This window comes from Aquisalimonas sp. APHAB1-3 (assembly GCF_048323695.1).
Taxonomy (GTDB): domain Bacteria; phylum Pseudomonadota; class Gammaproteobacteria; order Nitrococcales; family Aquisalimonadaceae; genus Aquisalimonas.
In genome coordinates, this window is record NZ_JBLWFT010000003.1 from 80483 (window position 1) to 96323 (window position 15841).

15 protein-coding genes are annotated in these 15841 nt (G+C 65.7%); 5 read left to right on the plus strand and 10 right to left on the minus strand.

What is annotated here, in order from left to right; translation table 11 throughout:
• Nucleotides 1-44: 44 nt before the first annotated feature.
• From ACNSTU_RS07315 to ACNSTU_RS07330, 4 genes are read right to left on the minus strand one after another with little or no spacing between them, the layout of a single operon-like run.
• Nucleotides 45-731, minus strand: coding sequence for an HAD family hydrolase (locus ACNSTU_RS07315; RefSeq protein WP_290630818.1), 687 nt, complete (start codon nucleotides 729-731; stop codon nucleotides 45-47).
• Complete coding sequence (gene dnaQ / locus ACNSTU_RS07320; protein WP_290630816.1) at nucleotides 731-1456, minus strand: DNA polymerase III subunit epsilon; 726 nt, start codon at nucleotides 1454-1456, stop codon at nucleotides 731-733. Before dnaQ ends, ACNSTU_RS07315 begins: the two co-directional genes overlap by 1 nt.
• A gap of 19 nt (nucleotides 1457-1475) precedes the next feature.
• Nucleotides 1476-1919 (minus strand): ribonuclease HI, encoded by a 444-nt coding sequence (rnhA, locus tag ACNSTU_RS07325; protein ID WP_290630814.1) that lies wholly within the window; start codon nucleotides 1917-1919, stop codon nucleotides 1476-1478.
• Nucleotides 1876-2697, minus strand: a complete 822-nt coding sequence (locus tag ACNSTU_RS07330) for a class I SAM-dependent methyltransferase (protein ID WP_290630812.1) — start codon at nucleotides 2695-2697, stop codon at nucleotides 1876-1878. Before ACNSTU_RS07330 ends, rnhA begins: the two co-directional genes overlap by 44 nt.
• Before the next feature lie 126 nt (nucleotides 2698-2823).
• Between ACNSTU_RS07330 and gloB the strand changes: the two genes are divergently transcribed.
• Both gloB and ACNSTU_RS07340 read left to right on the plus strand, forming a co-directional pair.
• Nucleotides 2824-3600, plus strand: coding sequence for a hydroxyacylglutathione hydrolase (gene gloB / locus ACNSTU_RS07335; protein WP_366213295.1), 777 nt, complete (start codon nucleotides 2824-2826; stop codon nucleotides 3598-3600).
• 131 nt (nucleotides 3601-3731) lie between these two features.
• Nucleotides 3732-5402 carry a LysM peptidoglycan-binding domain-containing protein gene (locus tag ACNSTU_RS07340; protein ID WP_290630810.1) on the plus strand — a complete coding sequence of 557 codons (1671 nt, stop codon included), beginning with the start codon at nucleotides 3732-3734 and terminating at the stop codon, nucleotides 5400-5402.
• Nucleotides 5403-5436: 34 nt separating this feature from the next.
• Here ACNSTU_RS07340 and minE read toward each other — a convergent pair whose 3' ends face one another.
• From minE to htpG, 4 genes are all read right to left on the minus strand, one after another.
• Complete coding sequence (minE, locus tag ACNSTU_RS07345) at nucleotides 5437-5700, minus strand: cell division topological specificity factor MinE (protein ID WP_290630808.1); 264 nt, start codon at nucleotides 5698-5700, stop codon at nucleotides 5437-5439.
• Between the two features lie 2 nt (nucleotides 5701-5702).
• Nucleotides 5703-6512: a septum site-determining protein MinD gene (minD, locus tag ACNSTU_RS07350; RefSeq protein WP_290630806.1), complete on the minus strand. Its 810-nt coding sequence runs from the start codon at nucleotides 6510-6512 to the stop codon at nucleotides 5703-5705.
• A 55-nt stretch (nucleotides 6513-6567) separates the two neighbouring features.
• A complete protein-coding gene (gene minC, locus ACNSTU_RS07355) occupies nucleotides 6568-7305 on the minus strand; it encodes a septum site-determining protein MinC (protein ID WP_290630804.1) in 738 nt (245 codons plus the stop codon).
• 107 nt (nucleotides 7306-7412) lie between these two features.
• Nucleotides 7413-9302, minus strand: coding sequence for a molecular chaperone HtpG (gene htpG / locus ACNSTU_RS07360; RefSeq protein ID WP_290630802.1), 1890 nt, complete (start codon nucleotides 9300-9302; stop codon nucleotides 7413-7415).
• 205 nt (nucleotides 9303-9507) lie between these two features.
• Between htpG and ACNSTU_RS07365 the strand changes: the two genes are divergently transcribed.
• Nucleotides 9508-9963 carry a hypothetical protein gene (locus ACNSTU_RS07365; protein WP_290630800.1) on the plus strand — a complete coding sequence of 152 codons (456 nt, stop codon included), beginning with the start codon at nucleotides 9508-9510 and terminating at the stop codon, nucleotides 9961-9963.
• A 10-nt stretch (nucleotides 9964-9973) separates the two neighbouring features.
• Here ACNSTU_RS07365 and ilvB read toward each other — a convergent pair whose 3' ends face one another.
• Entirely contained in the window at nucleotides 9974-11830 is a 1857-nt protein-coding gene (gene ilvB, locus ACNSTU_RS07370) for a biosynthetic-type acetolactate synthase large subunit (RefSeq protein WP_418212221.1), read from the minus strand.
• A 290-nt stretch (nucleotides 11831-12120) separates the two neighbouring features.
• The gene (gene msrB / locus ACNSTU_RS07375; protein ID WP_290630796.1) at nucleotides 12121-12528 is read right to left on the minus strand and encodes a peptide-methionine (R)-S-oxide reductase MsrB; all 408 of its coding nucleotides are present in this window, start codon (nucleotides 12526-12528) and stop codon (nucleotides 12121-12123) included.
• Nucleotides 12529-12643: 115 nt separating this feature from the next.
• Here msrB and ACNSTU_RS07380 point away from each other — a divergent pair, with 115 nt between their 5' ends.
• Together ACNSTU_RS07380 and serB are read left to right on the plus strand one after the other, a co-directional pair.
• Nucleotides 12644-14302: a hypothetical protein gene (locus ACNSTU_RS07380; protein WP_290630794.1), complete on the plus strand. Its 1659-nt coding sequence runs from the start codon at nucleotides 12644-12646 to the stop codon at nucleotides 14300-14302.
• Between the two features lie 170 nt (nucleotides 14303-14472).
• Nucleotides 14473-15720 (plus strand): phosphoserine phosphatase SerB, encoded by a 1248-nt coding sequence (gene serB, locus ACNSTU_RS07385; RefSeq protein ID WP_290630792.1) that lies wholly within the window; start codon nucleotides 14473-14475, stop codon nucleotides 15718-15720.
• Nucleotides 15721-15841 lie beyond the last annotated feature (121 nt).

The following is a 15841-nucleotide window of genomic DNA, read 5'->3' on the forward strand; positions in this document are numbered from 1 at the left end:
TACACGTCCACCCTACGGTTGGGTGGTGGACGTGAATGTGCACCCTACGACTTGTCGATGAGGTCGGGGAGTTGGTCGAGGGTGCGGATTTCCTCGAAGTCGACCCGGGGCACGTCTTCGGGCCAGGGGGCGCCGGAGCGGTTGAGCCAGACGGCGCGCAGGCCGTGGCGGGCGGCGCCGGTGACGTCGGTGACCGGGTCGTCGCCCACATGGATGATGCGCTCCATGGGCACGCCGGCGCCGCGGGCGGCGGCCTCGAACATGGGCCGGCTCGGCTTGGCCGCCCCCACCTGCACGGCGGAGAATGCGGCCACGAAGTAGTGCCCCATGGCAAGGCGGTGGACGTCGGCGTTGCCGTTGGTGAGCGCCACCAGCGGATGGCGCCGGTGGAGCTGCTCCAGCAGCGGCAGCGCATCGGGGTAGAGCTCGACCTTGTGGCGGGCGTCGATGAACACCCCGAACGCCTCTTCGGCGGCGCGCCGGGGCGCACCCACCAGCTCCGCCGCGCGCTCGAAGGTGCGGATGCGCATGGCGGTGACGTTGTGCACCAGGTCGGGCTGCTCGGCCACCACCTGATCCCGCAGGGCGCGCATGCGCTCGGGCGGGTAGTGCTCGGCGATGGCCGGGTAATGGGCTTTCAGAAAGGCGACGGTCTGCGCTTCGGCGTGCTCCAGCACGCCGTCGATGCGCCAGAGGGTCTCGTCCAGGTCGAGGCTGATGGCCTGCTGCATCAGTGCTGCCCCTCCAGCTGGCGCCACACGCTCTGCCCGCCCGAGGCATCGTCCAGCTTCTCCAGCCACGCTTCGTGGGCGGCGAGTTCGTCGTCGCTGGCGCGGACCACGCGCAGCGCGGGGCGGTCAGCGCTTACCGGGCGCGGCGCGTGGCGCCCGCCGACACCGCCCTCACCTGCCTCATCCGCATCCAGCGACAGGGTGACCTGGCCACCGGTCATGGCGAGGTAGAGGTCGCTGAGGATCTCGGCGTCCAGTAGCGCGCCGTGGAGGTCGCGCTGAGAGTTGTCCACCTCGTAGCGTTTGCACAGGGCGTCCAGGGTGTTGCGCTGCCCCGGGTGCATGGAGCGCGCCATGACCAATGTGTCGGTCACGGTGCACACTTCGGCCACCGTAGGGATGTCACGCTCCAGCAGCCGGAACTCGTGGTCAATGAAGCCCACGTCGAAGGGCGCGTTGTGGATGACCAGGTCGGCCTCCTTGATGAAGGCCAGGAACTCGTCGGCCACGTCGGCGAAGCGGGGTTTGTCCTCGAGAAACTCGTTGGTGATGCCATGGATCTCGACGGCCCCTTCGTCCACCTCCCGGTCGGGGTTGAGGTAGACGTGGTACGTGCGCCCGGTCTTGCGGCGGCCGTCCATCTCCACGGCGCCGATCTCGATGATGCGATGGCCCTGGGCCGTTTCCAGGCCCGTGGTTTCGGTATCCAGCACGATCTGTCGCACGTTGCGCTCCTCGGTGGTGTCAGCCCTTCGCCAGCATGTCGTCCAGCCCCTGGTTGGCGAGCTGGTCGGCGATCTCGTTCTCGGCGTGGCCGTTGTGCCCCCGCACCCATTCCCATTCCACGGTGTGCCGCTGCGTCTCGGCATCCAGGGCCTGCCACAGATCGGCGTTTTTCACCGGCTTGCGGTCGGCCGTTTTCCAGCCACGCTTCTTCCAGTTGGGTAGCCACTGGGTGATGCCGTTGCGCACGTACTGGGAGTCGGTGGTAATGACCACATGGCAGGGGCGCTTCAGGGCCTTCAACGCATTGATGGCGGCCAGGAGCTCCATGCGGTTGTTGGTGGTCTCCGGCTCGCCGCCGCACAGCTTTTTCTCGCTGCCATTCCAGCGCATCAGCGCGCCCCAGCCCCCCGGGCCGGGATTACCTCGACATGCGCCGTCGCTGTAGATTTCGACTTTTTTCATCAGCTCTGATCACTTTTGCCTGAACGTGGCCCCGGCGTGCCTGGGCTGCCGCGGGCGAGCCCATCACCGGAGCGGATTGACGACGCACGGCCGCCCCCATGTTGACGGGCCGCGCGACACGCTTGCGGCTGAGTTCGGCATGGACGCCACCGAAGATGGGCCAGAACCGCCGGCCGAGCCGCTCGAGCCGCTGCAGACGCTGCTGGATGCCGATGCGCTGCACTGGCGGCCGGAAGAACAGCCGCTCGTGCTGCCGGTGCTCCAGCCCCAGCACACGGCACCAGTCCCGCAGCCGTTTGCCGGTGTAATAGTGGCCGCACCAGGGCGGTTGACCGCCGCGCAACGGCCCGGCCACCCGCCCGAGCCCCCAGAGACTGAGCGGGTTGAACGCCAGGATCAACACGTGCCCTTCCGGCGACAGGATCCGCTCCACTTCACGCAACAGCCGGTGCGGGTCGGGCTCGAACTCGAGCTGGTGGACCACTACCACGGTATCGACGCTGCCGCTGCGAAACGGCAGGTCGTCATGCCAGGCGACCACCCCCGGCCGCACCCGATCGTCGTGATCCACCACCCACTGGCGCACGGCGTTGGCCACCGGCAGCGATTCGCCGTTGCCCATGGCCCCCACCTGCACCAGAAAGCCCGGGCAGCAGCCGTTCAGCAGCCGGCCGGCTGCCTCGCGCTCCGCCTCGGCCACCAGTTCTCCCAGTGGCGACTGATACCAGGCCTGCAACGTCTCGGCGTTCATCATCATGCCCCGTGTTTGGCGCGGCACGGCGACGTGCTGCGTCCCGGCACTGGCAACACCGTGCTATTCATGCTTGATTCTATCAGGATGCCACTTCACCGTGACGAGCCTGACACGGTATTCCCTGTTGAACCGTACAACTGAGTGGTTAGCATGATGCCCATGATTTCGGTAGACCCCATTCCCGCGCTGAGCGACAACTACATCTGGCTGATCACCGGCGACAACGGCCACTGCGCCGTGGTGGACCCGGGCGAGGCTGCACCGGTGCTCGCCGCCATCAAGGAGCGCGGGCTCACGCTGGACGCGATCCTCATCACGCACCACCACCCGGATCACCAGGGCGGTGTGGACGCGATCCTGCAGACCGCCCAGGTGCCGGTCTACGGGCCGGCCAGTGAAGCTATCCTGCACTGCACTCACGCGCTGCGCGAGGGTGATCTGGTCACGCTGGACAACCTCGGCCTGGAGCTCTCCGTGCTGGAGACCCCAGGCCACACCGCCGGACACATCAGTTACCACGGCGGCGGCCTGCTCTTTGCCGGCGACACGCTCTTTGCCGGCGGCTGCGGGCGCCTTTTCGAAGGCACACCGGAGCAGATGCTCAAGTCCCTCATGAAACTCGGCTCGCTGCCGCCGGAGACGGCCGTGTACGCAGGCCACGAATACACGGAAGCCAATCTGAGCTTCGCCCAGCAGGTGGAGCCTGAAAATCCGGCGGTGAACGAGCGCCTGGAAGCAGTGAAGGCCTTGCGCGCGAAGGGTGAATACACGCTGCCGACCACCATCGAGGAGGAGCTGCGGTCGAATCCGTTCATGCGATCAGGCGTCCAAGACGTGAAACAGAACGCAGAACGGCGGGCCGGCAAGCCGTTAACCTCGCCAGCAGAGGTATTCGCGACAGTCCGCGCCTGGAAAGACGCAAGCTGAGCGTGGCGGCATTGCGATCCGGCCGGTGACACACCGGCCGGCGCGGCTTCCGGATTGATCGTATGAGGGGGGCGCAGGCTGTTCCTGCCTGCATTTTCGGTCAAGAACACGAACCATCGGGAGATGGACGGGTGATCTCCATAAGAACACCATTGCTGGTCATGACGAGCCTGGCCCTGTCGGCCTGTGCACACATGTCATCGTCCGAGCAGGAGAAACAGGATCAATCGGGCGATCGCGCTCATCTCAGCGCGCTGACAGTGCCCGCCGGCCAGCCGCTACCGCAGACCATGCGGCAGACCGACCAGGTGCTTTCTCCGGAATTCGTCTTCGCGGAGAAACCGGCGGTCACCGAGCTGGCGGAGTCAGGGACGGTCTACCCCGACGACCTCTGGGCGCGGATGCGCGACGGCTACGCCATCGACTCCGACATGGACAACCCGCGCGTCGTGGCCAAGATCGACCGTTTCAGCCGCAACCAGGCGTATGTCGATCGCGTAATCGAGCGGGCCGAGCCCTACCTCCACTACATCGTGAGCGCCATCGAGGAGCGGGACATGCCCGCCGAGCTGGCGCTGCTGCCGGTGGTGGAAAGCGCCTATCAGCCCTTCGCCTACTCCCACGGCCGCGCTGCGGGCATCTGGCAGTTCATCCCCGGCACCGCACAGCATTTCGGCCTGCGCCGCTCCTGGTGGTACGACGGCCGCCGCGACGTGCTCGCCTCCACCGAGGCGGCGCTGGACTACCTGGAGCGCCTGGGCAACATGTTCGATGGCGACTGGGAACTGGCCCTTGCAGCCTACAACGCCGGCGAAGGCCGCGTGCAGCGGTCGGTCCGCCGTGCCGAGGCGAACGGGCAGCCCTCGGACTACTGGAACATCTCACTGCCCCAGGAGACGCGCAATTACGTGCCGCGGCTGCTGGCGATCAGTGCGCTGATCAAGGACCCCAACGCCTACGACCTGGAGCTCGCCAGCATCCCTGACGAGCCTTACCTGGAGATCGTGGAGCTGGACGGCCAGATCGACCTCGCGCTGGTGGCCGACCTGGCGGACATGACCGTCGAGGACGTCTACCGGCTGAACCCCGGGTTCGACCGCTGGGCCACCGATCCGGACGGCCCGCACCGGCTTGCCGTGCCGGTCAACAAGGCAGAACCCCTGCAGGCGAAGCTGGCGGATCTGGCACCCGAGGACCGCATGCGCTGGCACCGCCACGAGATCCAGTCCGGCGAGAGCCTGGAGGCCATCGCCCGGCGGTACAACACCACGGTCAACGTGATCCAGGAAGCGAACAGCATCAACGGACACATCATCCGTGCCGGCCGCCACCTGATGATCCCCACCGCCAGCGCCAGCGCCGACGAGTACTCCCACAGCGCGGCAAACCGCCTGGCACGGCATCAGAATCGCAACCGCCAGGGCGACCGCGTCACGCACACGGTGCGCTCCGGCGACACGTTCTGGGACATCTCGCGCAAGTACGGCGTGCAGGTCGACAAGGTGGCCAGCTGGAACAGCATGGCCCCGGGCGATGCGCTGCAGCCCGGCCAGGAGCTGGTGCTGTGGGTGGATGACGCCGGCAGCGTGCAGCAGGCAGGCGGCCCGCCCTCGAACGAGCCGGTCATGCGCTCGCTGACCTACCGCGTACGCAGTGGCGACAGCCTCTACACCATTGCACGCGAGTTCAGCGTGTCGGTGCAGGACCTGCGCAGCTGGAACAACATCGACCCGGGCTCCTACCTGCAGCCCGGCGACCGCCTGTCGCTGCAGGTGGATGTGCGCAACCAGGACAGCATCTGATCACGCGTCCCGTTGGCAGCTCCTCCGGGAGCTGTCAGCGGGGGGCGTCGTCTTCGGGCAGCGTGATGTTCAACTCCAGAATCTCGCAGTCGCCTTCCCGGTCCACCTGCATGTGCACGGCATCCTGATCCACGGCGACGTACTTCCGGATCACCTCCAGCAACTCGTCCTGAAGGGCGGGCAGATAGTCCGGGCCGTCACGCTGGGCGCGTTCCCGCGCAACCAGAATCTGCAGCCGCTCTTTGGCAACACTGGCACTTTTCTTCCGCTGCGAACGGAAGTATCCCAACAGATTCATGATCAGCTCCCGAACAGTCGCCCGAAGAAGCCCTTCCTGGGCATATCCACGAAGCGCAGCGGCCGTTCCTGGCCCAGGAACCGGTCGACGGCATCTGCGTACGCCTGCCCTGCGTCGGAGTCATCCTCCAGGATGACCGGCACGCCGGCGTTGGACGCATTGAGCACCGCCTGGGACTCCGGAATCACGCCGAGCAGATCGATGGAGAGGATCTCGCCCACGTCTTCGAGGCTGAGCATCTCGCCCTTGTTGACCCGATCCGGCGCATATCGGCTGAGCAGCAGGTGCTCGCGAACCGGATCTTTCCCCTGCTCCGCCCGCCGGGTCTTGCTAGCGAGAATGCCGAGCACCCGGTCGGAGTCCCGCACCGAGGAGACTTCCGGGTTGGTGACGACGATAGCGTCGTCGGCGAAGTACATGGCCATGAGTGCGCCCCGCTCGATACCCGCCGGTGAGTCGCAGACCACGTAGTCGAAATCGTTGCTGAGTTCATCCAGCACCCGCTCGACACCCTCCTGGGTCAGGGCGTCCTTGTCCCGGGTCTGCGACGCGGCCAGGACGTAGAGCCCTTCCACCCGCTTGTCCCGGATCAGGGCCTGGTTGAGATTGGCGTCACCGTTGATCACGTTCACGAAGTCATACACCACGCGGCGCTCGCACCCCATGATCAGGTCCAGGTTGCGCAGCCCCACGTCGAAATCCACCACCGCCGTGCGGTGACCGGCACGTGCCAGCCCCGTCGCCAGCGCGGCGCTGGTCGTAGTCTTGCCGACGCCCCCCTTGCCGGAGGTCACCACGACGATCTTTGCCACTCTTCACCTCCTCGACTGCGTCGTCCGGCGCTCAACACGCCGGTTACGGGCCGCGCTAGCGGCCGCCATTGACTCCGGGCAGCGGCTGAATGCGCAGCTCTTCACCGTCGCGCAGCACCTGCACCGCCTGCCCCAGATACGCCTTGTCGAACTGCTCGTTGACCAGGTACGTCCCGGCCACGGTCACCAATTCGGCATTGAATCCCATACAGAAAATCCGGGCCTCGGTGTCGCCGCGCACGCCGGCCAGCGCACGCCCGTAAAGCCCGCCATAGATGTGGATGTTGCCGTCCGCCAGCACTTCGGCCCCCGGGCTGACCGACGACAGTATGATGAGATCGCCCCCGCGTGCATAGACCTGCTGCCCCGAGCGCACCTGCTGGCGCACCGTGGTGCTGGGGGAGGCATTCGGCTCGGAGGTGGCGGCGGGCTCCGGCTCGGCGCGGCGCGCCGCCGGTGCCTCGCTGCCGCCGGTGAACACGCCGATCCCGGCCTGCTCGGCGGCCGCCCGCCAGCGGTCGTCGCCGCCGCGGATGCCCACGGGCAGGAACTCACGGGCGCGCAGCAGCCCCACGAAGCCGGGCAGGTCAAGATGGAGGTCGGTATCCGCCACCGCCTCCACGTCCAGAATCAGCGGCAGTTGCCGGAAGAAGTCCGGAGCCTGCTGCATGCGCTGTTCGAGTTCCCGCCCGAGATGTTTGACGTCCGGTGTCAGCAGCCGCAGGACGGTCAGGGTCATCATGCGCCCTTTGAGTTCCAGGGCCTGTACGGTGGTTTCGGTCTGTTCCGTCATCCGGGCTCGCTTTGATCACGCCGACAATACACAGCCCCCTCAACGCTGGAGGGGGCTGTGCGGGCCTGTTATAGCGTGCTGCAGGCGCAGCATCAAGCGTCGCTGAATCACGACTCGGCAAGCAGCCTGTTCATCCGCCGCACGAATGCGGCCGGATCATCCAGCTGTCCGCCTTCCGTGAGCATAGCCTGATCGAACAGGACGTGCGCCCATTCATCGAACGTCGCGTCGTCACTCACCCCCTGCAGCCGCTGGATCAGTGCATGCCCGGGGTTGATCTCCATCACCGGTTTCCCGGCCGGCACGGTATGCCCGGCGGCCTTGAGCATGCGCTGCATGCTGACGGCGAACTCGTGCTCTTCCACCACCAGACAGCTGGGGGAGTCGGTGAGGCGATGACTGACTCGGACATTCTTGACCCGGTCGCCGAGCACGCCCTCAAGGCGCTCCACCAGCGGCTTGTACTCGGTTTCGGTCTTCTCACGCTCTTCCTTGTCCTCGGCATCATCCAGATCACCCAGATCCAGGTCGCCCTTGGCCACGTGCACCAGCTGCTTGCCGTCGTACTCGCCCAGGTGGGTCACGCACCACTCGTCCACCGGGTCGCCCAGCAGCAGCACCTCGATGCCCTTCTTGCGGAAGATCTCGAGATGCGGGCTGTTCTTCGCAGCACTGAAGCTGTCCGCGGTGACGAAGTAGATGGACGCCTGGCTGTCCTTCATCCGCGCGATGTAGTCGTCCAGAGAGACGTTTTCCGTCTCGCTGTCGGTGTGCGTGGAGGAGAAACGCAGCAGTTTCGCGATGCGCTCGCGATTGCCGAAGTCCTCCGCCGGTCCCTCTTTCAGCACGCGGCCGAAGGTACTCCAGAAGGACGCGTAGTTCTCCGGTTCCTTGTCCGCCATGGATTCCAGCCGGTCCAGCACGCGCTTCACCGACGCGGACTTGATCTTCTCGATCTGCCGGTTGTGCTGCAACAGCTCCCGGGACACGTTCAACGGCAGGTCGTCGGAGTCGATGATGCCGCGCACGAAGCGCAGGTAGCGCGGCATCAGGTGCTCCGCGTCATCCATGATGAACACCCGGCGCACGTAGAGGTGGACGCCGTTGGGCTGCTCACGGTTGAACAGGTCGAACGGTGCGCGCTTCGGGATGAACAGCAGCGACACGTAACTGAGGTTGCCCTCGACCTTGTTGTGCATCCAGGTGAGCGGGCCCTCGAAGTCGTGGGCCACCTGCTTGTAGAACGCTTCGTACTCGTCGTCGCTGATTTCGGTCTTGGAGCGCATCCACAGGGCGGATGCCTTGTTAACGGTCTCGTCGCCCGGCGCCTCGTCCTCTTCGCCGGTGGCCTCCTTCGGCATGACGATGGGCAGTGAGATATGATCGGAATAGGTGCGGATGACCTGGCGCAGGCGAAATCCATCCAGGAATTCATCCATGTCGTCGCGCAGGTGCAGCACAACCTGCGTACCGCGCCGCGGCAGCTCGACGGTCTCCAGGGTATAGGCACCCTCGCCGTCCGACTCCCAGTGCACGCCTTCACTGGCCGGTGCGCCGGCGCGCCGGGAGAACACCTCCACCCGCTGAGCAACGATGAACGACGAATAGAACCCGACGCCGAACTGCCCGATCAGCTTGGCGTCCTTCGCCTGGTCGCCGGTGAGCTGGTTGATGAAGTGCTGGGTTCCGGAGCGGGCGATGGTGCCGAGGTTCTCGATCACGTCATCGCGATTCATGCCGATGCCGTTGTCGGAGACGGTGACGGTGCGGGCCTCCTTGTCGAACTCGACGCGAATGCCGAGTTCGCCGTCGCCTTCGTACAGCGACTCGTCCTTCAGCGCATCGAAGCGCAGCCGGTCGCAGGCATCCGAGGCGTTGGAGATCAGCTCCCGCAGGAAAATCTCGCGGCTGCTGTAGAGCGAATGCACCATCAGGTGCAGCAGTTGCCGGACTTCCGTCTGGAATTCAAGCGTTTCCTTTTGCGCAGCAACACTCATGGTTTTACGGCTCCCGAATCATCGTGTTTCTGGCGGCGGCGACAGCCCGCGGCCGCGCTGGTTGTTGGTGAACATCCCTGAATTGGGAATTCCGGCGGCGGAATTCAACCCACCGCGCCCAATCTGCGATACGCTGACTGTGTGTTCAGGAGAGCTCCCGTCGCCGTGCTGAACTGCACGGCGCACAAGGCCCAGAGGACAGACCATGCTGACACCCTCCACTTGGTGGATTCTGCTGATTGCGCAGCTGATCATCTTTCTCGTTGCGGGCATCGCCGCCCTCGCCTGGATGCTCTGGCGCCGCCGGCGAACGGCACCGGTGGAGGTCACGCCGGCCGGCCCGTCGGAACGCGCTGATGAGGCCATTCGCCGCTTCTTCGAGAACGAGCTGACCCGCACCCGGGCACAGCTGGAAGAAAACGACCGCGGCATGCCGGAGCATGTGCTGCAACTACGGGTGAACTACCTGCAGGCGGAACTGGAGGGGCTGGATTACGAGCGCGAGCCGGACCGGTTCTGGTCACACATCTGCGACCGGATCGATCACTGGATTGCGCGGCAGCAGGAGCGCGCCGACCAGGAAAAGGAAACGAACGCGGGCGCCACCAGGGACGCCCGCGGGGGAGACAACATCGTCGCCGACGACGAGTACGTGCAATAAGCGCGCGCCGTCAGAAGAGTTCCGGCGACGTCTCCGGATCGATTGCCTCGCGCTCCGGGCCACTGAGCTCCCGGCCGGCAATCCACTCGCCGGTCACCATCTGGCTGTAGCCCATTCCGGGCCCGACCATCGGGTAGACGCTGGCGTTGTTGTCGATCATCACTTCCAGGAACGCGGGGCCGTCGTAGTCCACGAACGCCTTCAGCGCCTCTTCCAGATCGCCCTTGTTCATGACGCGGCGGGCGAACTCGTAGCCATCCGACTCGGCAGCCTTGATGAAGTCCTTGCGATGCAGGGTCTTGTCGCTGCCGGAGAAGTTCTCGTTGAAGTACAGCCGCTGCCACTGACGCACCATGCCGTCGCCGAGGTTGTTCAGTAGCAGCACTTTCACCGGCAGGTTGTAGTTGGTGACAGTCTCCATCTCGCCCAGGTTCATGCGGATGCTGCCATCACCGTCGATGTCCACCACGATCTTGTCCGGGCAGGCGAACTGGGCGCCGATGGCGGCGGGCAGGCCATAGCCCATGGTGCCCATGCTGCCGGAGGTGAGCCACAACCGGGGCTCCCGGAAGTCACAGTACTGGGCCGCCCACATCTGGTGCTGCCCGACGCCTGTGGAGATGATGGCGTTGCCACCCGTGGCCTTGTTGAGCAGCTCCACTACGTAGTGCGGCTGGATCAGGTCGCTGTCGCGATCATAGTTCATGGGGTGGTTGCGCTTGAGCTTCTGAATGTGCTTGAACCACGGCCCGAAGTCCCGTTCGAAGCCGGACTCGCGCCCGTGAGTCAGAAGCTGCTTCAGGCTGCGGCCCGCTTCGCCCACGTGGGCCCAGTCGACCACTTTCACCTTGCCGATTTCGGCGGCATCGATGTCGATATGGGCGATGTGTTCGGCCATAGGGGCGAACTCGTCCACCTTGCCGGCCACGCGGTCGTCGAAGCGGGCGCCTACGGCGATGAGGAAATCGCAGTCTTCCACGGCGTAGTTGGCGTAGGCCGTGCCGTGCATGCCGAGCATGTGCAGGGAGAGATCGTCAGTGGTGTCCATGGCGCCCAGGCCCATGAGTGTGCTCACCACCGGGATGTTGAACGTGCGCGCAAACTCCCGCAGCTCTTCTGCGGCATTGCCGTTGATCACGCCGCCACCCACGTACAGCAGCGGCCGGCTGGACTTCTCCAGCATGTCGAAGAACTGGCGGCATTTGCGCTCGGAGAGCTTGGCGGAACGCAGGGAGTCCATGCGCTGGCGGTAGCCGCGCATCTCCAGCAGGCCGGAGCCCACGTACTCGCCGACCCAGTTCTGCATGTTCTTGGGCACGTCCACCACCACCGGACCGGGCCGGCCGGAGCGGGCGATCTCGAAGGCGGTGCGGATGGTCGCTTCCAGCTCTTCGGGGCGAGTGACCAGAAAGACGTGCTTGGCGCAGTTGCCCATGATGTTGACGATGGGCGCCTCCTGGAAGGCGTCCGTCCCCATGGCGCCGGTGGGCACCTGGCCGGTGATGCACACCACCGGGGTGGAGTCGGCCATGCAGTCACGGATGGGCGTGACCGTGTTGGTGGCGCCCGGGCCGGAGGTGACCAGGAAACAGCCCACCTTGCCGCTGGCGCGGGCATAACCCGCGGCCATGAATCCGGCACCCTGCTCGTTGGCGGGCACGACCAGTTTCATGGGGTCGTCGGACTCGTCGCGGCGGTGGTTCTCGTTGTAGCGAAAGACCGCATCGTAGGTGGGCAAAATAGCGCCACCGCTGTAGCCGAAGATCGTGTCCACGCCCTCGTCGGCAAGGACCTGTACGATCATTTCGGCCCCGCTCATGGTGGTTCCGGCCAGGGGGTGATGCTTGCCTTTCTGTCTACTCATCATGGCTCTATATTCCGTCGCGACGTGCTCGGCACCAGAAATAATCGGGAACCGATCACTATATAGCCAGCGGGGTCAACTGGCAAAGTCCCCGGCCTCTTACTGTTAGCCAAAAGTCGTGATGGTGGATCTGAAGATCCACCCTACGGATGGCAAAGCCCTGGTGGGTGGATGGGGGCTCCGGTGGACGTGAACGTCCACCCTACGATTATGGCCCCCCTGCGAGTGCCACGGGGGTGCTGGGTTCGGCGTAGGGTGGACCTTCAGGTCCACCATCGCGACGCGCCCCCTTGTTACGCCCCGGCCCCTTCCTCCGGCTCGAAATCCAGTGCCACTGAATTGATGCAGTAGCGCAGCCCGGTGGGTTCCGGCCCGTCCGGAAACACGTGCCCCATGTGGGCGCCGCACCGGCTGCACATCACTTCCTCGCGCCGCATGCCGAGGCTGTGATCCGCCTCGATCTCCAGGTTCTCCCCGTCCACGGGCGCCCAGAAGCTCGGCCAGCCGGAGCCGGAATCATACTTGGTACTGCTGTCGAACAGCGCCTGCCCGCAGCACAAGCATTTGAATACGCCGGCGCCGCTGATGGCGTTGTACTCGCCGGAAAATGGCGGCTCGGTCCCTTTCTCCCGGGTCACGCGATACTGCTCCGGGGTGAGCTGCGCGCGCCACTCCGAATCGGGCTTGTTGAGCTTGTCCATACAATCCTCCTTTCCCGATGCTCGCGACGAAGCATTCGGCCCGGTTATACTGCCACCGCGCGGGCAGTGACGCCATGGAGCGACGGCCCAGAAAACCAAGAAACGGACGGTCATTATGGCAGCAGCATCCTTCGCCAGGCCCATGCACTCCGCTCTGGACGCTACCCTGGAGACAATCGATTCAGTGATCGCACTGGTCGACGCCCATGAACGGGGCCACGAGCAGACGCCTCCCTGGGGTCGTTGCCAACCGCCACTGGAGGAAGTGCGCGGGGCACTCATCATGGTGCAGCTCGATGGCGCCCGCCTGCTGGTTGACGAATGCATCGCCCTCATGGAGGCGCTGGAGACGGACACCACGATCTCCAGCCAGAATGCCATCGACGCCCTGCTCTACGCACTGCTCCTCCTCCCCCGTCACATCGGCCGGGCTCGGGCCACCGGGCGCGAAGTGCCCGACACGCTGCTGCCGACCATCAACGGGTTGCGCGGACTGCGGCGCGCGGTGCTGATTCCCGAATACGACTTCACCGACCTCGGGCGCGCGTCGCTGCAACTGACCCCACTCGCCGACTCTCTGGGCGAGGCCGGTACGCCCGACATCGAAACCACGCGCCGGCTGCGGCACATGCTACAGGCCGGGCTGCTGGGGCTGTTCCAGTCGCCGGAGGCCGCCGTCCACTACAAGCAGGTACACCGCGCGCTCTCGCGCCTTGCAGCGGCCTGCGGTAACACACCGGCCGGCCGCTGGCTCACGCTGGCCGCCCTGCTTGCCGAGAACGCGGAGCGCAACGGGGTGCGCGCCAACGGCTCAGTACGCCTGATGATCTCGCGGCTGGACCTCTACATTCGCGAGACGCTGCTCATCACGCCGCCGCAGACCGGCCAGGCGCCACCGCCCATGGTGCGCCAGGCACTCCTTTATTACACCGCTCAGAACAGCTTCAACAGCGACAGCTCCGACAACGCGCTGCTGCGCGCCATCGCCGAAGACCTCAACCTGGACAGCGCCGTCACGCCGCGCACGGAGATCCGGCGCGAAGGCGATGCCATTGCGGCACCGGATGTGGACGTGATGCAGGCCGTCACCCGCGCTCTGGGCGAAGAGATGGATCAGATCCAGGCGTTCATCGAAACGCTGAGCCGCCTCAGTAGCGTGACGCAGACGGAGCGCGAGGAGCTGGCCGCCCACCTGCACCGCCTGGGTCACACGCTGACCCTGCTGGGGCTCTCCGAGGCGGCGGCCGCGGTCAAGCGGGAACACACGCGCCTCCAGTCCCTGGGCGACGACGTGGACGCCCGGCGCCTGCGCGATACGCTGAGCCACTGCGCCGAGACCCTGAGCGCCAGCGAGTCCGCCGCGGCCCGGCTCGCCACGCCCGGCGAGGCGGCGGATGACGAACACAGCGACCGCCTCGAGGACGCCAGTCGGCAGGCGCTGTCGGAATCCCTGAACAACCTGGCGCAGGTCCGCGCGAGCCTGGAGTTCTTCAACGGCGATATCGAGGAAGGCGACGAACTCGCCAGCGCCAGGCAGCCGCTGGAGGAAGTCCGCGGCGGGCTCGAGATGCTCGGGCAACGGCGCCCGGCCAGCCTGGTCAGCCGATGCGCCGCCGCGGTGACCGCACTGGATGAATCCGATGCCGGCAACAGCGAGCGGCTCAACGCCCTGGCCGACGCCCTCGCGGCGCTGGAGTGGTACCTGGAGAGCCTGCTCGAAGGGCTGGGCGCCGCCGATGACATGCTGGATATCGCCGACGCCAGCCTGAGCTGACACACCTGCCCCGGGGCCGCGATTATCCAATAGCGCCCTTTTGGCCTACAATGCGGTCCATTCCCGAGCTGTCCGGTGTGCCGCGCTGGGCCACGCCCATGCCCGGGTCGTGCCGGCGTGCGCGGCCGCCATGACACTCGAGCTGCCTGCATGAACCACAGGGGACGCGAATGAGTGAAATCATGCTGATCAACGTCTCGGGCCAGGACAAGCCCGGGCTCACACACTCGCTGATGGAGATTCTGGCCGAGTACAACGTCGGCATTCTCGACATCGGCCAGGCCATGATCCACGACACCCTCTCGCTGGGGATTCTGGTGGAGGTGCCGGATCAGGACGCCCTGTCGCCCGTGCTCAAGGACGTGCTGTTCCACATCCACCGCCAGGGCATGCACGTGCGCTTCACGCCCATCACCCGGGAGGCGTACGAGGACTGGGTACAGGGCGAGAACGAGCCGCGTTACGTCTTCACGCTTCTCGGGCGGCGCATCACCGCAGGGCAGATCGCGCAGGTGAGCCAGGTTATCAGCGACAACGGGCTGAACATCGAGGACATCGTTCGGCTGTCCCGCCGCGAGCCGCTGTACAAGGCCGACGGCCTGGGCCGCGCCTGCATCGAGCTGACCGTGCGCGGCAAGCCGCTGGACCTGGACATCATGAAGCAGCATTTCCTGTCCATCTCCCAGGACATGGACGTGGACATCAGCTTCCAGGCCGACACGGTCTACCGCCGCAACCGCCGCCTGGTGGTGTTCGACATGGACTCCACCCTGATCCAGCAGGAAGTGATCGACGAACTGGCCAAGAGAGCCGGCGTCGGTGACCAGGTGAGCAAGGTCACCGAGGCGGCCATGCAGGGCGAAATCGACTTCCGCGAAAGCCTGCGCCAGCGGGTCGCTCTGCTGGAAGGCCTGGACGAATCGGTGCTTGAGGAGGTGGGGCGGGAGCTGACGCTCACCGAGGGCGCCGAGCGGCTGATCCGCACGCTGAAGGCGTTCGGTTACACCACCGCCATCGTCTCCGGCGGGTTCAGTTACTTCGGCCGACAACTGCAGGAGAAACTGGGCGTTGATTACGTCTACGCCAACGAGTTGGGCATCCGCAACGGCAAGGCCACGGGCGAAGTAGTAGGGCCGATCGTCGACGGTGAGCGCAAGGCCAAGCTACTGCAGGACATCGCCGACCGCGAAGGGCTCACGCTGGATCAGGTCATCGCTGTGGGCGACGGCGCCAACGATCTGCCCATGCTGCGCCTTGCCGGCCTCGGTGTCGCCTTCCGCGCCAAACCGCTGGTCAAGCGCAGTGCGCGGCAATCCCTCTCCACTCTCGGCCTCGACGGCATCCTTTACCTCATCGGCATCAAGGACACCGACACGGAACAGAGCGAGGCCGTGCTCGAGCAAGCCGGCAACGCCTGACACCCCCCGAGTGGCCGCCCCCACGGGCGGCCTCGCTTCCCGCGCGCAACAGACCTGCCAATTTTGTCTAGCTTGCAGACAACTTCCTGACTGTTCGGGACACTGACTGCGTGCTAAACCT